The sequence below is a fragment of the Brevibacterium renqingii genome (assembly GCF_017808105.1).
In the GTDB taxonomy this organism is placed as follows: domain Bacteria; phylum Actinomycetota; class Actinomycetes; order Actinomycetales; family Brevibacteriaceae; genus Brevibacterium; species Brevibacterium renqingii.
On record NZ_JADBHF010000010.1, the window covers coordinates 39,613 to 62,952 of the forward strand.

The following is a 23,340-nucleotide window of genomic DNA, read 5'->3' on the forward strand; positions in this document are numbered from 1 at the left end:
GTGAAGTGGTCACGAAGAAGATCCGCATCGCCGCCTGGGCCATGCTCATCGCCCAGGGCGGAATCATCCTGAGCGGCGGCATCGTCCGACTCACGGGTTCCGGGCTGGGCTGCTCGGATTGGCCCAAATGCACCCCGGATTCGCTCGTGGCCACTCGTGAGATGGGCATCCACAGCTACATCGAGTTCGGCAACCGGCTCATCGCGGTGGTCCTGGCCATCCTCGGCGTCGGCATCGCCCTCATGCTGTGGAGGCATCGGAAGAAGCGTCCCGATCTGTTCTGGCTCAACATCGGCCTGCTCGCCATCGTGCCCGTCCAGGCCGTCGTCGGCGGCATCACCGTGTGGACGAAGCTCAATCCCTGGGTGGTCGCCGGACACTTCGTCCCCTCCGCGATCGCCGTCGGCGTCGCCACGTACTTCGTCCGCCGCACTTACGACAGCGGTGTCAGACTCACGACCAAGGCATCCGCCCCTCTGCCGGCGCTGGGCTGGATCATCCTCGCTCTGACGGCCGTCGTCGTCATCTTCGGCGTGCTCACCACCGGCGCCGGCCCGCACTCGGGTTCGACGATGTCGACCCGCAACGGCCTCGACAACATCTGGATCACCCGTGCCCACGCCTTCCCCGTCTGGCTGCTCGTCATCGCGACCGTCGCTTCCCTGGTGATCGCGAAGCGCAAGGGCCAGTCGGCGATGGTCGCCCCGCTGGGTGTGCTCCTCGGCGTGGAGATCGCGCAGGGACTCATCGGATATGTGCAGTACTTCCTCGGAGTCCCCGAACTGCTCGTCGCCCTCCATATGGTCGGCCTCTCCGCGACCATCGCGGCAAGCGTCGCCGTCCTCGACAGCGCCTACCCGAGGAGCACGGACGCCGAGAGCGGACGCTCCCTGACTGCGGTCGCCTGAGCTCGCGTCACGTCCATCTCCTGATCATCACACCCACGTCTCCATCACGCGGAGAAGCAGCCCTGATGCCACGGACCGGGGCTGCCTCATCGCACCCGGGAGCACACGTCGGGGCCTTCTGATCTCGAACGGCACGGACTTCATCGGCCCTCGACCGGCCCTGACGCCCGCGGTGGGAACGGCGGGATACGACCTGGATCCTCAGGAGTCCGCGGGGGAACTGTCTGAGTTCGCGGTCGAGCTGCCGGAATCAGCGGCGGGAAGCCTGAGTCCGCAGTGGAGGTTCCCAGGTTCGCGATGGTGATACGAGTCGAGGCCGGTTCCTGTCGATACCGCTGTGCGGTTCGACCGGAACCGGCCTCGATTCACACGCTGCGGGAACGCAGGTGCGCAGACAGCTCAGGGGCAGCCCCGGGTTGTCACCAGATGCCGGGGATGAGCGTTTCGACGAAGGGGTCGACGGCCACGGCGAGGAAGAGCAGCGAGAGGTACGTGATCGAACCGTGGAAGACCTTCATGGCCCGCAGCGATGTGCCGTCCTTGCCCTTCTTGGCCCTTGAGACCAGTGAGTAGCACGAGAACAGGAACCAGGCTCCGGCGCCGACGGCCACGATCGTGTAGACCGGACCCATCGGGGCGACGGGAATGAGCGCCAGAGAACAGGCGATCATCGCCCACGTGTAGAGGATCATCTGCCGACCGACGGAGGTCGGCGGAACCTTCGAAGGCAGCATGGGCACGTCGGCCGCGTCGTAGTCGGCCTTGTACTTGATCGCCAGCGGCCAGTAGTGCGGGGGTGTCCAGAAGAACACGACGAGGAAGAGCAGCACCGGCTCCCAGGCCACTCCCCCGGTCACAGCAGACCAGCCGATGAGCACCGGCATGCAGCCGGCCGCTCCGCCCCATACGATGTTCTGCGAGGTGCGGCGCTTGAGGATGAGGGTGTAGAAGACGGCGTAGAGCAGGATCGCACAGGCGGTGAGACCGGCCGTGACCCAGTTCGTGAATCCTCCGAGCCAGAAGATCGAGCCGAGGCCGAGCACGATCGCGAAGATCAGTGCGGCACGAGGGCTGATCTCACCCGTGACGAGAGGGCGGTCCTTCGTCCGCTCCATCTTCGCATCGATGTCGCGATCGACGTAGCAGTTGAAGACAGAGGCCGAGGCCGCAGCGGCGGCACCGCCGATGAGCGTATTGATGACAAGCCAGATGTTCGGCATGCCGTGTGCGGCCAGGAACATCACGGGCGCGGTGGTGACCAGGAGCAGCTCGATGACGCGCGGCTTCGTCAGCGCGATATAGGCGCTGATGATCGATCGCGGTCGGGCGGAGAGATCCCGCTCGTCGATGACCCTCTGCAGAGGACGTTCGCTCTGCTCTTCCCGGTGCTGACGAAGTTTGCTCACGGCCCCGATTCTACCTGCTGTCGAATTTTTTGCCAGTCGCGCGGGCTCATGTTGCGAAGCCGATGAGGCCGTCGCCGAGCGTCTCCCCTCGGCAGTCAACGGCGAGCGGATTCGCGGACGATGTGGACGAGGAAGGCCACTGCGGCACAGACGGGGGCGAGGAGGACGACTTGCACGATGAGTGCGGAGACGAGTGTCAGCGAGGCGCTCGAGGCATCTGTGCCGAGGACTGTGACGTCGACGCCGACTCCGAGCAGACCGGTGACCACGGCATAGATCAGCGCCGTCGTCCAGACCAATCCGCCGCGACGGGCGGTGAGCATGACGACGAACGCAGCGATGAAGGGAGTCAGCAGGAGCAGCGTCCCCAGTGCCCAGAGGACCAGCTCGCCGGTGTCCCAGCCGCCGCGCAGAGGCTGCCCCAGCGAGGAGGAGACCGCGATCGTGGTGAGGATGAACAGGAAGGGGATGCCCAGACCGATCCGGGAGACGAATCGGCGTGCGCCGAATGTCAGAGCGGCCGCCTCGGCGAGGTCCGGCCTCTTGGCCGCTCCCCACTTCGGCTGCTCGTCCGCGCCGCGGACGGCAGCGGCATCGCTGACCGGTTTCGCTCCTTCGCTCACCGTTTTCCCTTCACGCTCGCGGTCGTCGTCTCGCGCAAGTCGCCTTCGCATCAGGACCCGCTCCTGCGCGGTCCGAGACTGTGCGCGCGACCACACTCTACCCGTCGGTAGCCGGAAAGTCCCGCAGCTGCTCTGATCAGCCTGTGATGACGCTCAGCGAATCAGGCGCCCGGCGCGGTAGAGTTTGATTGCACGCTCTCAGCCGAACGAAGGATCGCTCGAAGACATGAATTCCCTGTCCTGGACTGAACTCGACAACCGCGCAGTCGACACCGCCCGCCTCCTCGCCGCCGATGCGGTCCAGAAGACGGGGAACGGTCACCCGGGCACCGCGATGAGCCTGGCTCCCATCGCCCACTACCTCTATCAGCACGGACTCACCCACGACCCGGCCGACCCGACCTGGGTCGGCCGTGATCGTTTCGTCCTCTCCTGCGGTCACAGTTCGCTCACCCAGTACATCCAGCTCTACCTGGCCGGATTCGGACTCGAACTCGATGATCTCAAGGCGCTGCGCACCTGGGGATCCCTGACTCCGGGCCATCCCGAAGTCGGCCACACCGCCGGCGTCGAGATCACCACCGGCCCGTTGGGCTCCGGCCTCGCCTCAGCTGTGGGCATGGCCATGGCGGCTCGCCGTGAACGCGGTCTCTTCGATCCCGAGGCGGCTCCCGGGGCCTCCCCGTTCGATCACTCCGTCATCGTCCTCGCCTCCGATGGGGACCTCGAGGAAGGTGTGTCCGGTGAGGCTTCATCGCTGGCCGGCACCCAGGAGCTGTCGAACCTGCTGGTGATCTGGGACGACAACCGGATCTCCATCGAGGATGACACCGCCATCGCCTTCGGCGAGGACACCGCCGCCCGCTACGCCGCCTACGGCTGGCACGTTCAGCATGTCGACTTCACCGCCGGAGACGGCTACAGCGAGGACATCCAGGCCTTCCACGCCGCTGTCGAGGCGGCGCGTGCGGATTCCCGGCCGTCGTTCATCCGCCTGTCGACGATCATCGCCTGGCCTGCTCCGAACGCCCAGAACACCGGCGGCTCGCACGGTGCCGCACTCGGTGACGACGAGATCCGCGCGACCAAGGAGCTCCTCGGCTTCGATCCGGACGCGAGCTTCGCCGTCGATGACGAGGTGCTCGCCCACACCCGCAAGGCCCTCGACCGCGGCCGCGAGGCCCACCTGAAGTGGGACGATTCCTTCGCCGCCTGGCGCAGCGCCAATCCGGACAACGCGGCGCTCTTCGATCGCCTGGCCAAGCGCGAGCTGCCGGCTGGTCTCGATGCGGCCTTCCCGGTCTTCGACGCCAGTGAGAAGGGCATCGCCACGCGCGCGGCCTCCGGGCAGGTGCTCAACGCGATCGCGGAGACGATGCCGGAGCTGTGGGGAGGTTCGGCCGATCTCGCCGGCTCGAACAACACGCTGATCAAGGGTGAGCCGAGCTTCCTGCCCGCGCACCGTTCGACCGAGGCTTTCTCCGGCCACGAGTACGGTCGCAACATCCACTTCGGCGTCCGCGAGTTCTCCGCCGGACTCATCGGCAACGGCATCGCGCTCCACGGAGGCACACGGCCCTACAACGGCACGTTCCTCGTCTTCAGCGACTACCAGCGTCCTGCCGTCCGGCTGGCGGCCCTGCAGCAGATCCCGAACGTATTCGTCTGGACGCACGACTCCATCGGCCTCGGCGAGGACGGTCCGACGCACCAGCCGATCGAACACCTCTCCGCCCTGCGCGCTATCCCCGGACTCGACGTCGTCCGCCCGGCCGATGCGAACGAGACGGCGGTCGTGTGGCGGAAGATCCTCGACCGCACGGACGGCCCGAGCGGCCTCGTCCTCACTCGCCAGGCCGTGCCCGTCCTCGACCGGGACGAATACGCGCCGGCCTCCGAGGCGGCCCGCGGCGGCTATGTGCTCACCGACACCGGCGACCACCCCGAAGTCGCGATCATCGCCAGCGGGTCCGAGGTCGCCATCGCTCTCGAAGCCGCACGCACCCTGCAGGCGTCGGGAACCGCGGCACGCGTGATCTCCATGCCCTGCCAGGAATGGTTCGACGCTCAGCCCGAGGAATACCGGAACACGGTTCTGCCGCGCTCCCTCAAGGCGCGGGTGAGCATCGAGGCGGCCTCGGCGATGAGCTGGCACAGGTACCTCGGCGATGCCGGGCGTGCCGTGTCCATCGAACATTTCGGAGCCTCGGCGGACTATGCGACGCTGTATGAGAAGTTCGGCATCACCCCGGCGGCCGTCGTCGACGCCGCCGAAGAGTCCATCACGGCAGCGAAGGCGGAAGCATGAGTGAGCGTTTGAATCGGCTGAGTCGCGCCGGTGTCTCCATCTGGCTCGACGACCTGTCCCGGACCCGTCTCGAGTCCGGGGATCTCGCCCGGCTCATCGACGAGTCCTCGGTCACCGGTGTGACGACGAATCCGACGATCTTCGCGAATGCGATCTCCGCGGCCTCGGACTACGATTCCGCGGTCGCTGAGCTCGGCCGCGAAGGCGCCGATGTGGACGCCGCCATCGAGGCTCTGACCACCGCCGACGTCGCCGAAGCCGCGCGTGTCTTCCGTCCCGTCTTCGACGCCACCGACGGCGACGACGGGCGCGTGTCGATCGAGGTCGCTCCCCCGCTGGCCCATGACGCCGAAGCCACCGTGGAATCGGCGAAGGCCCTGTGGGAGCGGGTCGGCGAACCGAATGCGATGATCAAGATCCCCGCCACCGAGGCGGGACTGCGGGCGATCGCGGAGACCATCGCCGCCGGGATCAGCGTCAACGTCACCCTCGTGTTCTCCCTCACCCGATACCGTCACGTGGTCGAAGCGTTCCTCCAGGGGCTGGAGAAGGCCCGAGCGGCCGGTCACGACCTCGCGACGATCCGGTCGGTGGCCTCGATCTTCGTCTCCCGTGTCGACACCGAGATCGATGCGCGCCTCGATGCGCTCGACGACCCGGCGGCCGCCGACCTCAAGGGGCGTGCCGGGATCGCGAACTGCGTGCTCGCCCATGAGATCCACTCCCAGCTGTTCGCCTCGGAGCGGTTCAAGGTCCTCGAACTCGCAGGAGCTCGCCCGCAGCGTCTGCTGTGGGCCTCGACAGGGGTGAAGAATCCCGACTACGCGGACACGATGTACGTCTCGGAGCTCGTGGCTCCGAACACCGTGAACACGATGCCCGAACCCACCCTGCAGGCCTTCGCCGACCACGGTGAGGTCACGCGGGAGATCACTGCCGAGGACTACCGGGCCGCCGATGAGGTCTTCGACGCCCTGGCTCGACTCGGCATCGACTATGCGGAGGTGATGACTGTGCTCGAAGAGCAGGGTCTGGAGAAGTTCGACGTCAGCTGGACCGAACTGCAGGAGACGATCCGAACGGCACTGGACCGATCATGAGACTCTCACTCGAAGTTCCGGTCAGCGCCGAGTTCGACGCCGAGGCAGCGCGTCTCGTCGACTCTCGTCTGGCCTCGCGCCTGAGTCGGCAGGACCCCGAACTGTTCTCCGGTGCCGAAGGTGCCCACCAGCGTATGGGCTGGGTGGAGCTGCCGCACCGGGCCGAGGAACTGCTCACCCGGATCGAAGCCCTGCGAGTCGAACTCGTCGAACGCGGTCTGCGGACCATCAGCCTCGCCGGTATGGGCGGTTCCTCGCTGGCACCCGAGGTGATGGCCGCGACCGCCGGAGTGCAGCTCGAAGTCGTCGATTCGACGGACCCGGACCAGATCGTCGAGGCGGTCGGGACCGATCTGTCGAACACGGTGCTCATCGTCGCGTCGAAGTCGGGAACGACCGTGGAAACCGATGCGATCCGTCGCAGCTTCGCCGCGGCATTCGAATCCGTGGGAATCGATCCGGCCTCCCGGATGGTCGCCATCACCGATCCCGGCACCGAACTCGACAGGCTGGCTGCCGATGAGGGGTTCCTCGCTGTCTTCCACGCTGATGAGACCGTCGGCGGACGCTACAGCGCACTGTCGGCCTTCGGGCTCGTCCCCGCTGGTCTCGCCGGCGCCGATGTCCGCGCAGTCGTCGCCGACGCCGCCGCTGCGGCAGAACTCTTCGCCGCGGACAGCCTCGACAATCCGGCGCTTCGCTTCGGCACGTGGTTGAGCATCGCTCATGCGCGGGCGACGGAGAAGCTCGTCCTCGCCGAGGCCGATCCGAGTCCGCGCGGACTCGCGGCATGGATCGAACAGCTCATCGCCGAATCCCTGGGCAAGGACGAGCAGGGCATCCTCCCCGTCGTCGTGGACTCCCCCACCGACGTCGGCTTCTCCGATGCGCGCGCCGATGCGCTTCTGTGCCTGCTCGGCTCCGCCGATGAAGACGCGGAGCTCGGTGCCCCGTCCGGTTTCGAGGCCACCGTCACGGGCGACCTCGGCGAACTGTTCCTGTTCTGGGAGCATGCGACGGCGTTCGCCGGCTACAGCATCGGCGTGAATCCCTTCGACCAACCGGACGTCGAAGAGGCGAAGGCGCAGGCGAGGCAGCTGCTCGACCAGCCGGTCACGGCGCAGTCGGCCGAACCCGTCTTCCGGGAAGGTTCCATCGACGTCATCGAGACCGTCGGAGAGGCCACGGATCTCGTCGCCGCTCTGCAGGAGCTGTTCGGGCAGGTCGACGAATACGGGTACGTCGCGGTCCAGGCATATCTCGATCGTCTCGCCGATGCCGATGCAGCCGGGCTGCGTCCGCTGGTGTCCGCTCATGCGGGTGTCCAGACCACGTTCGGCTTCGGGCCCCGCTATCTGCACTCGACCGGCCAGTATCACAAGGGGGGACGCCCGAACGGCGTGTTCCTCCAGATCACGGGCGAAGCTCGCACGGACATCCTCGTGCCCGGGCTCGGCTACAGCTTCGCCCAGCTGCAGCGGGCGCAGGCTGCCGGTGACGCGGCCGCACTGCAGTCCAAGGGCCGACCCGTTCTGCGAGTGCATCTGCTCGATCGCGCACGCGGGCTCGAGCAGATGCGGGAAGCGATCGCTGCAGTCAGTCCCCGCCACCATTTCGGCATCGACTGACTGTCCCTGCCGAGGCGCCTCGACCCCACATACGAGAAGGACCCCGACCTATCGGTCGGGGTCCTTGTGCTCTCGAGGCGGAATCGCCTCGGCGCCCGGCGTCAGGCGTTGAAACGAGTGAGGATGCCGAGCAGGATGATGCAGGCCGCCCACACGATCGCCATCAGCGTTGTGAAACGGTTGAGGTTGCGCTCGGCGACTCCCGACGACCCCAGAGAAGAGGACATTCCGCCGCCGAACATGTCGGACATGCCACCGCCCTTGCCCTTGTGCATGAGGATCAGCAGGGTGAGGAAGATGCTCGTAATCACGAGCAGAGCGATGAGGATGATGTTGAGGATTTCCACGTCGGATTCAACCTATGTTTCGTCGAGTGATTCGTCTGTCAGTCTACTTGGCGACCGCGGCCTTGCACAAAGCGGCGAAGTCCGGGCCGCTGAGGCTCGCACCGCCGACCAGAGCCCCGTCGACGTCTGCGGAGGATACGATCTCGGACACATTGTCGGCTTTGACCGAACCTCCGTAGAGGATGCGGGTGGACCCTGCCAATCCGCTTCCGTAGGTCTCCTCGATCCGCGCGCGGATGGCTGTGGCCATCTCGGCCGCATCCGCCGCGGTGGCGGTCTCACCGGTGCCGATCGCCCACACGGGTTCATAGGCGATGACGAGGCCCTCGAGCTCGTCCGCCGCGAATCCGGCCAGGGACTCCTCGAGCTGGCGCAGAGTGAAGTCGATGTGCGTCTTCTCCTGCCGCTGCTGCAGTGATTCTCCCACACAGACGATCGGGGTCAGCTCGGCTGAGAGCGCGGCACGGATCTTCGCCGCCACGACCTCGTTCGTCTCGTGGTTGTCGGCCCGCCGCTCGCTGTGCCCGATGACGACATAGGTGCAGCCGAGTCGGGCCAGGAAAGGCGCGGCGACCTCACCGGTGTGTGCGCCGGGCGCGTGCTGCGAGACGTCCTGAGCGCCGTACTTCAGCCACAGTTTGTCCCCCTGGACGAGGGTCTGCACGGAGCGGATATCGGTGAACGGCGGGATGACGACGACCTCGCAGCTGCTCTCGTCGAGCTTCGCGTCCTCCAGTGCCCAGGCCAGTTTCTGGACGCTGGAGATCGCCTCGAGGTGGTCGTGGTTCATCTTCCAGTTGCCTGCCAGCAGCAGGGTGCGATCGCTCATGGTTGTCCTCTTCCTCACGCGAGTGCTTCGAGTCCGGGCAGCGTCTTGCCTTCGAGGTATTCGAGGCTGGCGCCTCCGCCCGTGGAGATATGGCCGAAGTCGTCGTCGGAGAAGCCGAGGCTGCGCACGGCCGCGGCCGAGTCTCCGCCGCCGACGACGGTCAGGCGCTCTCGCCCGGTGGTGTCCGCCGTGTCCGTCAGAGCCGCGGCGACGGCCTTGGTGCCGGAAGCGAAGGCCGGGAATTCGAAGACGCCCATGGGGCCGTTCCAGAACACGGTCGTCGAGTCCTCGATGATCTTCGCGTAGGCCCTCGCGGACTCGGGCCCGATGTCGAGGCCGATCCCTTCTGCGCCGGCGGGAGTGGATTCGAGTTCCGAGACCTCGCGAACCCAGTTGTCGGCATCGGCGGCGAAGGAGGCCGCCATGACGATATCGGTCGGCAGCACGATCTTGGCTCCTCCGGCCTCCGCGCGTTCGAGGTAGCCCCTGACGTCGTCGATCCGCTCGGTCTCTACGAGGCTCGCACCGATGCTGTGGCCGCGTGCGGCGAGGAAGGTGAATACCATGCCGCCGCCGATGAGCAGATTGTCCGCCCGCTCGATGAGGTTGTCGATGACACCGAGCTTGTCCGAGACCTTGGATCCGCCCAGAACCACAGTGAAAGGCGACGCGGGGTCGTTGAGCAGTCGGTCGCTGACCTCGACCTCGGAGCGCACGAGCGAACCGGCAAAGTGCGGCAGAAGGCCGGCGATCTCATACACCGAGGCCTGCCTGCGATGGACCACGCCGAAGCCGTCGGAGACGAAATCGTCGGCGAGTGCGGCCAGCTGCTCGGCGAAGGCCCGACGTTCGTCCTCGTCTTTCGACGTCTCCCCGGGGTTGAAGCGCAGGTTCTCGAGCAGCAGCACCTGGCCTGGCTCGAGCGCGGCGGCCTTGGACTGCGCTTCCTCCCCGACGGTGTCGGCGGCGAAGAACACCTCACGGCCGATGGCCTCGCCGAGTTCCGCCGCGATCGGCAGCAGGGAGAACTGGGGATCCGGCTCCCCCTTCGGACGCCCGAGGTGAGACATGACGATGACCTTGGCTCCCGCCTCCGCGAGCTGCCGGATCGTTCGCGCCGACGCGTCGATGCGGCCGCGATCGGTGATCGTGCCCTCGTCCATCGGCACATTGAGATCGCTGCGGACGAGCACCGTATGCCCGGCGAAGATCCCCGCGTCGTCGAATGTCCTCATGAGTTCCTTTCCCCGAGAATGAAGCTGACCATGTCTTTGAGGCGGTTCGTGTAACCCCATTCGTTGTCATACCAGGCCACGACCTTGACCTGATCGCCGAGGACCATCGTCAGCTTCGAATCGACGATCGCCGAGGCCGTTGTGCCCACGATGTCGGTCGAGACGAGCTCATCGTCGGAATAGTCGAGATACGGCGAGTCCTCGGAAGCCCGGGCCAGGATGTCGTTGACTTCCTCGAGGCTCGTCTCACGGCTGGGCGTGAACGTGAAGTCGATGATCGAGCCCGCCGGCACGGGCACGCGGACGGCGAGCCCGTCGAGCTTGCCGGCCAGGTGCGGCATGACCTTGCCGACGGTGCGTGCGGCTCCGGTCGTGGTCGGCACGATGTTGACGGCCGCGGCACGGGCACGGCGCAGGTCGCGGTGCGGACCGTCGACGAGCATCTGGTCACCGGTATAGGCGTGGACGGTGTTGAGCAGCCCGGATTCGACGCCGAGGCCGTCGTCCATGGCCTTGACGATTGTGGCCATGCAGTTCGTCGTGCACGAGGCGTTCGAGACCACGGTGTGCCGGTCCGGATCGTAATCGGCTTCGTTGACGCCCATGACGAAGGTCGCGTCGACGTCCTTGCCCGGGGCCGAGAGAAGGACCGTCTTCACGGATCCGCCGAGGTGGGCCTCGGCCTGATCGCGGCGGGTGAACCGGCCGGTGGACTCGACGACGAGTTCTACGTCGTGGGAGGACCAGTCGATGCTCCCGGGATCGGCCTGGCTGAATACGGTCACCGTACGACCGTCGACGGACAGGGAGTCCTCAGTGGTCTCGACCTCGTGGTCGAAGCGCGGCCACACGGAGTCGTGCGTGAGCAGATGGGCCAGAGTGGTGGTGTCAGTGAGGTCGTTGATGGCGACGACGTCGAAGTCGCTGCCGGGTTCGAGGGACAGGCGGAACAGGGCGCGGCCGATGCGGCCGAAGCCGTTGATGGCGATTCGTCTCATGCCTCGATCTTAGCGATCCTCGAGCATTTCCGGGGTCAGGCTGGCTTCTGTGCCGGGAATTCCCAGTTCCTCAGCATGTTTGTCCGCCGTCGACAGCAACCGGCGGATCCGCCCGGCCACCGCGTCCTTGGTCATCGGCGGGTCCGCGAGCTGGCCGAGCTCCTCGAGCGAGGCCTGTTTGTGGGTGACGCGCAGCTGACCGGCATATCGCAGATGTTCGGGGACGTCGTCGCCGAGGATCTCCAGGGCCCGTTCGACGCGGGCACCTGCGGCCACAGCGGCACGCGCCGACCGGCGCAGGTTCGCATCGTCGAAGTTCGCCAGCCGGTTGGCCGTGGCGCGGACCTCGCGCCGCATCCGGCGCTCCTCCCAGACCAGCACCGCACTGTGGGAGCCCATCCGGGTGAGCAGTGCAGCGATGTCATCGCCGTCGCGGATGACCACGCGGTCGACCCCGCGGACCTCGCGGGCCTTCGCACTCAGTCCCAGGCGACGGGCGGCTCCGACGAGGGCCAGGCCCGCCTCGGGGCCGGGGCAGGTGACTTCGAGGGCGGAGGAGCGTCCGGGTTCGGTCAGGGAGCCGTGAGCGAGGAAGGCACCTCTCCAGGCGGCCTCGGCGTCAGCCACGGAGCCGTTGACGATGGCCGAGGGCAGACCCCGCACGGGCCGTCCTCGGTTGTCGACGAGGCCGGTCTGCCGGGCCAGCGCGCCGCCGTCGCGGGTCACGCGCAGCAGGTAGCGGTTGGAGCGGCGGATCCCGGCGGCATTGATGACGACGATATCGGCGTGCTGGCCATAGAGGTCCTTGATCTCGGCCCGGAGGCGCTTCGCCGCCTGCGCGGTGTCGAGTTCGGCTTCGAGCACGATCGAGCCGTTGACCAGATGCAGCGCCGAGGAGAACCGGAAGATCGACGACACTTCGGCCTTGCGCGCGGAGGTGCGAGTGATCTTCACTCGCGCCAACTCGTCCTTGACCTGAGCGGTCAGTGCCATTGCTCGTCCTCCTGCACCTGATGTCCTACCACTGCTCGGCGACACCGATCCCGGCGTCCAACAACATGTCACGGTAGCATGCCGCGAGTTTGAGGCTGTCATGCTGACCCTGCCTGCGGGAGCGCAGCGGTCGCTGCCAGAGTTTGGCATCGAACATGTCCCGCGCCCGCTGTGCCAGATCCGGCTCGAGCTCCGTGGCCGCCTCGTCGACGAGGACGTAGTCCAAGGTCAGGGACGGGGCGTGGCGGTGCAGGGAGACGAGGTGCTCGCCGAGGCTGAGATCCCTGGTCTCGCCGTCGGTCGAGCTGAGGTTGAGCGTGAGTGATTTCACCGCCTTCGAGGCGACGATCGCCTCGGCGAGCGAGGGCACGAGCAGATGCGGCATCACCGAGGTGTACCAGGAACCGGGACCGAGGTTGAGGACATCGGCCTCCTGCACCGCCTCGACGGTTTCGAAGCGAGCGGGCGGATCGGCCGGATCGAGCCGCACGGTCTCGACGTGCCCGCGGGTGGAGGCGAGCACGGACTGTCCGCGCACGACCTGGAACGAGCCGGGGAACTTCACATCGGCTTCGATCGTCAGCGGCACCGAGGACATGGGCAGCACGCGGCCGTGGGCGCGCAGCAGCCGAGCCATCCAGTCGAGTCCGGCCACATGGTCACCGTGGATCTGCCACAGGGCCGCAATGAGCAGATTGCCCACCGCATGTCCGGAGAGCTCGCCCTCGGACTCGAAGCGGTGCTGGATGACATCTCGCCAGGTCTGTCCCCAGGTCCCGTCGTCGCACAGAGCGGCCAGCGCCATCCGCAGGTCTCCGGGAGGCAGCCCGCCGAGCTCGTCGCGCAGGCGGCCGGAGGATCCGCCGTCATCGGCGACGGTGACGACGGCTGTGAGTTCCTCGGTGAGCAGGCGGAACGCCCGCAATGCGGCGTACAGGCCGTGTCCGCCGCCGAAGGAGACGATGTTCGGACCCTCATTCTGGGCACCCGGTGTGATGACGGGAAGATCTTCGGTCTCCATATCATTCTCTTCCCAGATCACGGTGGCGCACGGTCACGGGGATGCCCGTCTGCGCCGACAGGAGCTTGCCCACGCGTTCGCTGATCGCCACCGAACGGTGTTTGCCGCCGGTGCAGCCGATGCCGATCATCGCATAGCCGCGCCCCTCGTGCAGATACCCTTCGGCCACGGTCGACAGCGTCGCCGCATAACGCGAGATGAATTCCTCGGCGCCGTTCTGTTCGAGGACGAAGCTCGCGACATCGGAGTCGAGACCGTTGTGTCCGCGCAGGTGCGGAATCCAGTACGGGTTGGGCAGGAAGCGGACATCGGCGATGTGGTCGGCGTCCTTGGGCAGACCGTATTTGAAGCCGAAGCTCATCACAGTCAGCCGCAGGGGCGGTGTGTCGTCGTCGCTGAAGCGTTTGCGGATCTCGGCCGAGAGCTGGTGGACGTTGAGATCCGAGGTGTCGACGATCATATCGGCTCGGTGTTTGAGCGTCTCGAGTTGGGCCTTCTCTGCCTCGATGCCGTCGAGGAGAGTGCCCTCGCCCTGCAGCGGATGGGGTCGTCTGGTCGACTCGAACCGGCGGACGAGGACCTCGTCGGAGGCTTCGAGGTAGAGGATGCGCAGAGACAGTCCCTGGTCGAGGAAGTCCCCGATCGTCTCCTGCAGCTCCGTGTACTTCGTTCGCCCCTTCGCGTCGATGACGATGGCGATCTTCGGCAGGGCGCCGTCGGCGCGGGCGACGAGCTCGACCAACGGCCGCATCATCTGCGGCGGCAGGTTGTCCACGACGTACCAGTCCATGTCCTCGAGCACATTGGCCACGGTTGTCCGGCCAGCTCCGGACATGCCGGTGACGAGCACGACCTCGATGGGGTGGTCGGAACCGTCCGCTATGGCCTGTGTACTCACACGTCCTCCTCTGTCTGTGCCCGATCGGTGCGTGGCACTGCGTCTCTGGGCACTACTCTAAGCCAGATCCGAACCGCTCAGTCGGCCATCGCCTCGACGATCTTCGCAGCGAGGGAGGGACCGATTCCCTTGACCTCGCAGATCTCCTCGGCAGTGGCGGCGCGGACCTTCTTCACGGAGCCGAAGTGCCGCAGCAGAGCGGTGCGCTTGGCCTCCCCCAGCCCGGAGATGTCGTCGAGGACGGAACTCGTCATCGCCTTCGCCCGTTTGGAGCGATGGTAGGTGATGGCGAAGCGGTGGGCCTCATCTCGCAGCCGCTGCATGAGGAAGAGGCCCTCGGAGTTGCGCGGCAGGATGACCGGGAAGGGATCTTCGGGAACCCAGATCTCCTCAAGTCTCTTCGCCAAGCCGACCACGGAGATGTCGACGATCCCGAGGTCGAGCAGGGCCTTGGTGGCGGCAGAGACCTGGGGTCCGGCGCCGTCGACGACGAGGAGGCTGGGCCGGTAGCCGAAGCGCTCATCGGGTTCGTCGGCGCCCATCTGTTCGAGGTAGCGGCTGAAGCGGCGGGACACCACGTCGTACATCGACGCCGTGTCGTCGGCTGCCGCTTCCCCGTGAATGGCGAAGTGCCGGTAGTCGCGCTTCTTGGCCATTCCGTCCTCGAACACGACGAGGGAGGCGACGACGTTCGAGCCCTGGGTGTGGGAGATGTCGATGCATTCGATCCGCAGCGGGGCCTCGGGCAGTCCGAGGTGCTCCTGGATCTCCTTCAGCGCCTGGCTGCGGGTGGTCAGGTCTGAGGAGCGTTTGAGCTTGTGCTGGACGAGCGCTTCCTTGGCGTTCTTCGCAACGGTCTCCAAGGCCGCTCTCTTCTCCCCCCGCTCGGGTACGCGCACCGTCACTCGCGAACCGCGCTGTTCGCTCAGCCAGCTCTCCAGGGACTCGAGATCGGCCGGAAGCGTGTCGACGAGGATCTCCTTCGGGATCGCCTCGGCGTCGACGCCGGAGTATGCCTGGCGCAGGTAGTCGGTCGTGAGTTCGGCCGGGGTGTGGTCGTCGGAGCGTTCGATGATCCATCCGCGTTGGCCGCGGATGCGTCCCTGCCGGACGTGGAAGACCTGCACGGAGGCTTCGAGCTCTTCGGTCACGAGGGCGAAGACATCGCAGTCAGCGCTCACCGACAGAACGACCGCGGATTTGTCGAGGACCTTCTGCAGGGCCGTGATCTCATCGCGCAGCCGCGCAGCGCGTTCATAGTCGAGCTCGGCCGCGGCCGCCGCCATCTCCTTCTGGCGGTAGCTGATGAACCGACCGGTGTTGCCGGACATGAAGTCGGTGATGCTGCGGGCGAGCTCCCGGTGTTCGTCCTTGCCGATCTGTCCGACGCAGGGCGCGGCGCATTTGTCGATGTAGCCGAGCAGGCAGGGCCGACCGCTGCGTTCGGCGCGACGGTAGACGCCGGGAGTACAGGTGCGCATCGGGAAGGCTCTGAGCAGCAGGTCGAGCGTGTCCTTGATCGCCCATACCTGTGCGAAGGGACCGAAGTACTTGATCCCCTTGCGACGCTTCCCGCGGGTGATGTAGGCCCGCGGGACCTCCTCATTCATGGTGATCGCGAGGTAGGGGTAGGACTTGTCGTCGCGGAACATGACGTTGAACCGCGGATTGTATTCGTTGATCCACGTCCACTCGAGCTGGAGCGCTTCGACCTCGGTGTCGACGACGGTCCATTCCACGGAATTCGCGGTGTGGACCATCGTCGAGGTCCGCGGATGCAGCTGGGCGGGATTGGAGAAGTACGAGTTCAGCCGATTCCGGAGGTTCTTCGCCTTCCCGACATAGATGACCCGTCGGTCGGGGTCGCGGAACTTGTAGACCCCGGCCGAGGTGGGGATCGTCCCTGTGGCCGGACGGTAGCTGGAGGGTTCGGGCATTCGGATCAGGCGTCGAGCATCGGTTTGAGGAATCGACCGGTGTGCGATGCAGACACCTCGGCGACTTCCTCCGGTGTGCCTTGGGCGATGACCTGCCCGCCGCCGCGTCCGCCCTCGGGACCGAGGTCGATGACGTGATCGGCGTTGCCGATGACATCGAGGTTGTGCTCGATGACGATGACCGTGTTGCCCTTGTCGACGAGACCCTGGAGGACCATGAGCAGCTTCGAGATGTCCTCGAAGTGCAGACCCGTCGTCGGTTCGTCGAGCACGTAGACGGTGCGTCCACGGGAGCGCTTCTGCAGTTCGGCAGCGAGTTTCACCCGCTGTGCCTCACCGCCGGAGAGAGTCGTCGCCGGCTGGCCGAGGCGGACGTAGCCGAGCCCGACTTCGACGAGGGTCTTCAGGTGCCTCGAGATCGCGGGGATCGCGGCGAAGAAGTCATTGGCCTCCTCGATGGGCATGTCGAGGACTTCGGCGATGTTCTTTCCCTTGAAGGTCACTTCGAGGGTCTCCCGGTTGTACCGGGCTCCCTGGCAGACCTCGCAGGGGACGTAGACATCGGGCAGGAAGTTCATCTCGATCTTGATCGTGCCGTCGCCGCTGCAGTTCTCGCAGCGCCCGCCCTTGACGTTGAAGGAGAACCGTCCGGGCAGATAGCCGCGGACCTTCGCCGACTCGGTCTCCGCGAACAGCCGGCGCACATGATCGAAGACTCCCGTATACGTGGCCGGATTCGAACGGGGAGTGCGACCGATCGGCGACTGATCGACGTGGACGACCTTGTCGAGGTTCTCCAGACCGGTCACCCGCTTGTGGCGTCCCGGCACCCGTGAGGCCCCGTTGAGGACATTGGCCATCTGGGTGTACAGGATCTCGTTGACCAGGGTGGACTTGCCCGACCCGGAGACCCCGGTGACGGCGGTGAGCACTCCGAGGGGGAAGGACACGGTGACGTTGCGCAGGTTGTTCTCCACCGCCTTCTCCACGGTGACCATCCGGTCCTTGTCCACGGGTCGGCGGGCGGCGGGGATCTGGATCTCGCGACGACCGGACAGGTAGTCGCCGGTGATCGACCCCTCGGCATCCTTGAGTCCGGGCACGGGACCGGAGTAGACGACCTCTCCCCCGTGTTCGCCGGCTCCCGGACCGATGTCGACGATCCAGTCGGCGGATTCGATGGTGTCTTCGTCGTGTTCGACGACGATGAGGGTGTTGCCGAGGTCCTTGAGCTTGTTGAGGGTCTCGATGAGCCGGCGGTTGTCGCGCTGGTGCAGACCGATCGAGGGTTCGTCGAGAACGTAGAGGACCCCGACGAGTCCCGAACCGATCTGGGTGGCCAGGCGGATGCGCTGGGCCTCGCCGCCGGAGAGCGTGCCGGCGGCCCGGTTGAGGCTGAGATAGTCGAGTCCGACGTCGAGGAGGAATCCGAGCCGGGCGTTGATCTCCTTCATCACCTGCGCCGCCACGGCGGCGTCACGGTCGCTGAGTTCGAGGGAGCCGAGGAATTCAGCGGCCTCGTCGAGGGCGAGCTCGGACACTTCGGCGATGGAGCGGTCGCCGACCTTGACGGCGAGGATCTCGGGTTTGAGGCGGCTGCCCTGACAGCTGGCGCAGGGGATTTCGCGCATATAGGACTCATAGCGCTCCCGCGACCAGTCCGACTCGGTCTCCTCGTGCTTGCGCTGGATGTACTGGTACACGCCTTCGAACCCGGTCGAATAGGTGCGTTCACGACCGAAGCGGTTCTTGTACTTCACATGGACCTTGTAGTCCTTGCCGGTGAGGATCGCCGTCTTCGCCGCCTTCGGCAGCTTCTTCCACGGCGTCTTCATGTCGAAGCCGAGTTCGTCTCCGAGTCCCTTGAGCAGACGGTTGAAGTACTTCGAGACCTGTTTGCCGCCCGACCAGGGGGCGATCGCACCGGCCCCGAGGCTGAGATCGTCGTCGGGCACGACGAGGTTCTCATCGACCTGGAGGCGGGTGCCGATGCCGTCGCAGGTGGGGCAGGCGCCGAAGGGAGAGTTGAAGGAGAACGAGCGCGGTTCGATCTCGTCGATCGTCAGCGGGTGCTCGTTCGGACACGACATGTGCTCGGAGAAGGTGCGGATCGTGCCCTCGTCGACGAGGTCGATGTCGATGCGGCCGTCGGCCAGTCCGAGGGCGGTCTCGACGGAGTCGGTCAGTCGGGGACGCATGCCCGGTTTGGCTACGAGTCGGTCGACGATCACGGAGATCGTGTGCTTGTACTGCTTCTCCAGCGTGGGGGGCTCGCTCAGGCTGATCTGCTCGCCGTCGACGATGGCGCGGGAGAAGCCCTTGGTCTGGAGGTCGGTGAAGAGGTCGACGAACTCCCCCTTGCGCGAACGCACGACGGGTGCGAGCACGAGGAACTTCGTGCGCTCCTCGAGTTCGAGCAGCTGGTCGACGATCTGCTGCGGCGTCTGCTTCGTGATCACCTCACCGCACACGGGACAGTGCGGCACCCCGATGCGCGCCCACAGCAGACGCAGGAAGTCATAGACCTCGGTGATCGTGCCCACGGTCGAACGCGGGTTGCGAGACGTCGACTTCTGGTCGATCGACACGGCCGGGGACAGCCCTTCGATGAAGTCGACATCGGGTTTGTCCATCTGTCCGAGGAACATGCGGGCGTAGGAGGACAGGGATTCGACGTAGCGCCGCTGCCCCTCGGCGAAGATCGTGTCGAACGCCAGCGAGGACTTGCCGGATCCGGACAGGCCGGTGAACACGACCATGGAGTCGCGCGGCAGGGCGATCTCGACGTTCTTGAGATTGTGTGCCCGCGCACCCTTGACCCACAGGGTGTCGAGATGGGAGACGCCTGTCACTTGCTCACCGTTATTGGTTTTCATCACCTGACCACTGTATTACTCGGCACTGACATTGCGGATTCTCAGGCGCCGTTCCGACGCCGACCGATTCGGGTTCGGTGTTCACCGACCGCTGCCGATCTCTCCGACGGAGACGATCCGGAGCACGATGTCTCCGGCTGCGTCGCTGGCGGCCACGTCCACCTCGGCGTCGATGGCCCAGTCCCGGTTCCCCTCAGGGTCGGCCAGGATCTGGCGGACGCTCCATGTCTGGGAACCGGGTTCGATGTCGATATATTCCCGTCCGCGGGCCTTCTGGTCGGTGAGCAGGTCTCCGTATTCGTCGTAGAAGTCCTCGATCGCGTCCTCCCAGGCTCGGGCGTCGAAGCCGGATTCGGAGTCGAGCCGGCCGAGCTCGGCGTAGTCGGCTCGTTCGGCCAGGAGCACCCGGTGGAACAGAGCGTTGCGGATCTCCGCCGTGAAGACCTTCGTGTTCTCGGAGAAGCGCCGGTCGAGATCGGGCAGCTCCTCGCCGGAGAACTCCGTCGGGTCGAGTCCCTGCAGGGTCCGCCATTCGTCGAGCAGGGAGGAATCCGTGCGCGCGATGGTCTCTCCCAGCCATTCGATGATCGTCGACAGCTCCTCGGTCCGGTTCTCGGCCGGCACATTGTGCAGCAGGGCCCGGTAGACGTCGGTGAGGTAGCGCAGCAGGCCGCCCTCGGCTCGGGTCAGGGAATAATATCCCACGAACTGGGTGAAGCCCATGGCCTGCTCACACATGTCGCGGACGACGGACTTCGGTTCGAAGCTGCCTCCGCGCAGCCATGGGTGGGTCTCGACGAAATGCTCGAAGGCCGGTTCGAGCACATCGGCCAACGGTGCGGGGCCTTCGATCTCGTCGAGGACGGCCATGCGCTCGGCGTAGTCGACGCCTTCGGCCTTGAGCTCGGCCAGCGTGTCCGCCTTGATCCGATCGAGCTGTCCCTTGAGGATCTGGTACGGCACCGAGGTGGTCGATTCCACGAGGGAGACCACGTCGAGGGCGTAGGTCTCGTCGTCTGCGTCGAGGAGTTCGAGCCCCGCGAGCACGAACGGCGCCAGCGGCTGGTTGAGTGCGAACTGGGGACCGAGGTCCTCGGTGGGGACGAGTTCGTCTCCCCTGACCTCGATGAGCCCTGCGTCGATGAGCGAGCGTCCGATGCTCAGGGCTGTGAGCTTGAGGTCGAGCCTGCGGTCTCTGCTCTCGTGGGTCTTGTCGATGAAGTCGCTGATGGTGGACACATCGGAGCCGGGACGGGCGATGAGATTGAGGATCGTCGAATGATCGATCTTCATCCGCGGACGCAGCGTCTCGGAGTCGCCTTCGATGAGTTTGGCGAAGGTCTCGGACGACCAGCCGACGAATCCGGCCGGAGCGGCCTTCTTCTTGACCTTCTTCTTTTTCTTCTTGTCGTCGTTCGCGGCCTTCGCCTCGGCCTTCAGGTTGTCGATGACGTGTTCGGGCGCCTGGGCGATGACATAGCCCCGGGTGTCGAATCCGGCCCGGCCGGCACGTCCGGCCAGCTGTTGGAATTCGCGGACGCTGAGCCTGCGCATCCGGCGGCCGTCGAACTTCGTCAGACCCGTCAGCAGCACGGAGCGGATGGGCACATTGATGCCGACCCCCAGAGTATCGGTCCCGGAGATGACGAGCAGCACTCCCTTGAGCGCAAGCTGTTCGACGAGCCGCCGGTACTTCGGGAGCATTCCGGCGTGGTGGACTCCGACGCCGTGGAGGAGCAGTCTGCGCAGGCTCTGTCCGAAGCCCTTGCCGAAGGCGAAGCCCTTGATCGCCTCGGCGACGGCGGCCTTCTGCTCCTTGGAGGCGAGGTCGACCGACAGCAGATTCGTGGCGAGATCGATCGCTCCGTTCTGCGAGTAGGAGACGACGTAGACCGGTGCCTTGTCATTGCGGACGAGGCCGCGCAGCGTGTCCGAGAGCGTCTCGGTCGAGTACTCGTATTCGAGCGGGACCGGCCGTGTCGCCGAGGTGACCACCGAGGAATCGCGCCCGGTCGTCTCCTCCATCGTGCGGCAGATCTCGGTGGTGTCGCCGAGGGTCGCGGACATGAGGACGAACTGCGACTGCGGCATCTCGAGCAGCGGGACCTGCCAGGCCCAACCGCGTGCGGGGTCGGCGACATAGTGGAATTCGTCCATGACGACCATCCCGGCGTCGAGGAGCCCGCCTTCGCGAAGCGCCTGGTTGGCCAGGATCTCGGCGGTGGCGCAGATGACGGGCGCATCGCCGTTGACAGTCGAGTCGCCGGTGATCATACCGACGTTCTCAGCGCCGAACGCATCGATGAGCGAGAAGAACTTCTCGCTCACCAGGGCTTTCAGCGGGGCGGTGTAGTAGGCCCGGATGCCGCGGGTGTACGACTGGTAGAGGGCGAAGAGGGCGACGAGGGATTTCCCCGACCCGGTCGGGGTGGCCATGATCGTGTTGTCGCCGGCGAGGATGGTGAGGAAGGCCTCGTCCTGGGCCGGGTAGGGTTCGACGCCGATCTCTGCGCAGTACTCGCCGAAGGACTCGTAGATGGAGTCGTCGTCCGCGAATTCCGCTGGGATCTCCTGCAATCTGGCCACGCTGATGCACAGACCTTTCCGATTAGACTGGTTCCATCCTATTGCTCGACCCCGAGGAGTCACATATGCCGGTCTTCGCCGTCACCTATGTCTATGGTCCCGATACCGAAACGCGAATGGAGCACCGGCCCGCGCATCGCCGCTGGCAGTCGGAGATGAACGAGGCCGGGACCATCCTGGCTTCGGGCCCCCTGGACTCGGATCCGCAGCCGGGCGGTCTGCTGCTCATGCGGGCGGGTGACCGGGACGAGATCGAGCGGCTGCTCACCGGCGACCCCTACGCCTCGCTCGGTGTCATCGAGGAGACGGCGATCCGGGAGTGGACTCCCGTCTTCGGACCCTTCTCGACAGACTGACTCGCGGCCAATCCGCAGATCGGCCGCGAGTCGCGCACACCGGCTGCTCCGGTGCGCGCGGACGGAGCTACTCGGAGTCCGGTTCCTGTGGGGAACCGGGCTCCTTCGTCGTCCGGCCCAGGTCCGGGTCGTCGTGGTCGGGGCTTTCCTCCATCGCGCCCGGCACCGAGTGGTGCTGCTCGTGTTCCACCTGACCGAAGTGGACCTCCTGGTGACCGCGCTTCATGGCGATGAGGCTGGCGACCGTCGCCACCGCCATGCACCCGACGATGACGGCCAGAGACATGCCGGTGCTGACGTCGGGGACCCATTCGAGCTTCTCCCCGCCGTTGATGAACGGAAGGTTGTTCTCGTGCGCGGCGTGGAGGATGAGCTTGACTCCGATGAACGCCAGGATCGCGGCGATGCCGTACTTGAGGTAGATGAGACGGTCGAGGAGGCCGCCGAGGAGGAAGTAGAGCTGACGCAGACCCATCAGGGCGAAGATGTTCGCGGTGAACACGATGAAGGGGCTCTGGGTGATGCCGAAGATCGCCGGAATGGAGTCGAGGGCGAACATCACATCGGTGGTGCCGATGGCGATGAAGACCAGCAGCATCGGGGTGAAGTGCTTCTGCCCGTCGATCGTCGTCTTGAGCTTGTTGCCGTCGAAGTCATCGGAGATGTTCACCCGCCCCTTGAGCCATCTGACGAAGCGGTTGTCCTCATCGTTGTCCTCTTCGCTGCCGAAAGCCTGGTTCCATGCCGTCCACAGCAGGAAGATGCCGAAGAGGTAGAACACGGAGATGAAGAGGTTGATGACGACAGATCCGGCGAGGATGAACACACCGCGGAAGACCAGGGCGATGATGATGCCCACCATCAGCACTTCCTGCTGATACTGGCGAGGCACCTTGAACCGGGTCATGATGATGACGAAGACGAAGAGGTTGTCGATGCTCAGGCTGTATTCGGTGAGCCAGCCGGCGAGGAACTGGCCTGCGTGCTCCCCGTCCGCGAAGAAGTACATGGCTACGGCGAAGAGAAGAGCGAGCGTGACGTAGAAGCTCACCCAGAGTGTGGCTTCGCGCATCGATGGGATGTGCGGTCGCTTGATCACCAGCAGGAGATCGGCCACGAGGATCAGGACGAGAACGATGAGTGAACCGGTCTCGAACCACAATGGCAATTCGGTTGTCATGGAAGCCTTTCGCTGTTGTCCGTGCGTGTCGAGCACGGCTGGGCAATTCGAAAGTCTCTCCCGCGGCGTGATTCGACCGCGCCCGAACCCGGATCCAAGACAAGATCGTGA

The 23,340-nt window shown here is 65.8% G+C and carries 18 protein-coding genes; 5 read left to right on the forward strand and 13 right to left on the reverse strand.

Features of this window, described 5'->3' with window-relative positions; all coding sequences use genetic code 11:
- The first annotated feature begins 5 nt into the window (after positions 1-5).
- Positions 6-908, forward strand: coding sequence for a COX15/CtaA family protein (locus IHE57_RS11480; protein WP_209373105.1), 903 nt, complete (start codon positions 6-8; stop codon positions 906-908).
- A 419-nt stretch (positions 909-1,327) separates the two neighbouring features.
- Here the strand turns inward: IHE57_RS11480 and IHE57_RS11485 are convergent, their stop codons facing one another.
- A complete protein-coding gene (locus IHE57_RS11485; protein ID WP_209324859.1) occupies positions 1,328-2,314 on the reverse strand; it encodes a heme o synthase in 987 nt (328 codons plus the stop codon).
- A gap of 95 nt (positions 2,315-2,409) precedes the next feature.
- Positions 2,410-2,937 (reverse strand): hypothetical protein, encoded by a 528-nt coding sequence (locus IHE57_RS11490; RefSeq protein ID WP_209373107.1) that lies wholly within the window; start codon positions 2,935-2,937, stop codon positions 2,410-2,412.
- A 226-nt stretch (positions 2,938-3,163) separates the two neighbouring features.
- On the opposite strand from IHE57_RS11490, the gene tkt reads away from it, so the two are divergent.
- The 3 genes from tkt to IHE57_RS11505 are packed head-to-tail and all read left to right on the forward strand — an operon-like array spanning position 3,164 to position 7,973.
- Positions 3,164-5,245 carry a transketolase gene (tkt, locus tag IHE57_RS11495; protein WP_209373109.1) on the forward strand — a complete coding sequence of 694 codons (2,082 nt, stop codon included), beginning with the start codon at positions 3,164-3,166 and terminating at the stop codon, positions 5,243-5,245.
- Positions 5,242-6,345 (forward strand): transaldolase, encoded by a 1,104-nt coding sequence (gene tal, locus IHE57_RS11500; RefSeq protein ID WP_209373111.1) that lies wholly within the window; start codon positions 5,242-5,244, stop codon positions 6,343-6,345. Before tkt ends, tal begins: the two co-directional genes overlap by 4 nt.
- Positions 6,342-7,973 (forward strand): phosphoglucose isomerase-related protein, encoded by a 1,632-nt coding sequence (locus tag IHE57_RS11505; protein ID WP_209373113.1) that lies wholly within the window; start codon positions 6,342-6,344, stop codon positions 7,971-7,973. Before tal ends, IHE57_RS11505 begins: the two co-directional genes overlap by 4 nt.
- Before the next feature lie 101 nt (positions 7,974-8,074).
- On the opposite strand, the gene secG is transcribed toward IHE57_RS11505, so the two are convergent.
- The 10 genes from secG to IHE57_RS11555 form a co-directional block, all read right to left on the reverse strand.
- The gene (secG, locus tag IHE57_RS11510; RefSeq protein WP_209324854.1) at positions 8,075-8,320 is read right to left on the reverse strand and encodes a preprotein translocase subunit SecG; all 246 of its coding nucleotides are present in this window, start codon (positions 8,318-8,320) and stop codon (positions 8,075-8,077) included.
- A gap of 43 nt (positions 8,321-8,363) precedes the next feature.
- Positions 8,364-9,149 carry a triose-phosphate isomerase gene (gene tpiA, locus IHE57_RS11515; protein WP_209324853.1) on the reverse strand — a complete coding sequence of 262 codons (786 nt, stop codon included), beginning with the start codon at positions 9,147-9,149 and terminating at the stop codon, positions 8,364-8,366.
- Between the two features lie 14 nt (positions 9,150-9,163).
- Positions 9,164-10,384 carry a phosphoglycerate kinase gene (locus tag IHE57_RS11520; RefSeq protein ID WP_209324852.1) on the reverse strand — a complete coding sequence of 407 codons (1,221 nt, stop codon included), beginning with the start codon at positions 10,382-10,384 and terminating at the stop codon, positions 9,164-9,166.
- Entirely contained in the window at positions 10,381-11,382 is a 1,002-nt protein-coding gene (gene gap, locus IHE57_RS11525; protein ID WP_209373115.1) for a type I glyceraldehyde-3-phosphate dehydrogenase, read from the reverse strand. Before gap ends, IHE57_RS11520 begins: the two co-directional genes overlap by 4 nt.
- Positions 11,383-11,391: 9 nt before the next feature.
- Positions 11,392-12,375, reverse strand: coding sequence for a DNA-binding protein WhiA (gene whiA, locus IHE57_RS11530; RefSeq protein WP_209373117.1), 984 nt, complete (start codon positions 12,373-12,375; stop codon positions 11,392-11,394).
- A 25-nt stretch (positions 12,376-12,400) separates the two neighbouring features.
- Positions 12,401-13,396, reverse strand: coding sequence for a gluconeogenesis factor YvcK family protein (locus tag IHE57_RS11535; RefSeq protein ID WP_209324849.1), 996 nt, complete (start codon positions 13,394-13,396; stop codon positions 12,401-12,403).
- Between the two features lies 1 nt (position 13,397).
- On the reverse strand, positions 13,398-14,294 hold the full coding sequence (gene rapZ, locus IHE57_RS11540) for an RNase adapter RapZ (RefSeq protein ID WP_209324848.1): 897 nt from the start codon (positions 14,292-14,294) through the stop codon (positions 13,398-13,400).
- 77 nt (positions 14,295-14,371) lie between these two features.
- Positions 14,372-16,231: an excinuclease ABC subunit UvrC gene (gene uvrC / locus IHE57_RS11545; RefSeq protein WP_209373119.1), complete on the reverse strand. Its 1,860-nt coding sequence runs from the start codon at positions 16,229-16,231 to the stop codon at positions 14,372-14,374.
- 5 nt (positions 16,232-16,236) lie between these two features.
- Positions 16,237-19,107 (reverse strand): excinuclease ABC subunit UvrA, encoded by a 2,871-nt coding sequence (gene uvrA, locus IHE57_RS11550; protein WP_209373225.1) that lies wholly within the window; start codon positions 19,105-19,107, stop codon positions 16,237-16,239.
- 81 nt (positions 19,108-19,188) lie between these two features.
- Positions 19,189-21,693 carry a DEAD/DEAH box helicase gene (locus IHE57_RS11555; RefSeq protein ID WP_209373127.1) on the reverse strand — a complete coding sequence of 835 codons (2,505 nt, stop codon included), beginning with the start codon at positions 21,691-21,693 and terminating at the stop codon, positions 19,189-19,191.
- A 65-nt stretch (positions 21,694-21,758) separates the two neighbouring features.
- Here IHE57_RS11555 and IHE57_RS11560 point away from each other — a divergent pair, with 65 nt between their 5' ends.
- Positions 21,759-22,049, forward strand: coding sequence for a YciI family protein (locus IHE57_RS11560; RefSeq protein WP_209324845.1), 291 nt, complete (start codon positions 21,759-21,761; stop codon positions 22,047-22,049).
- A 67-nt stretch (positions 22,050-22,116) separates the two neighbouring features.
- On the opposite strand, the gene IHE57_RS11565 is transcribed toward IHE57_RS11560, so the two are convergent.
- Positions 22,117-23,229 carry a TerC family protein gene (locus tag IHE57_RS11565; RefSeq protein ID WP_209324844.1) on the reverse strand — a complete coding sequence of 371 codons (1,113 nt, stop codon included), beginning with the start codon at positions 23,227-23,229 and terminating at the stop codon, positions 22,117-22,119.
- Between the last annotated feature and the right edge of the window lie 111 nt (positions 23,230-23,340).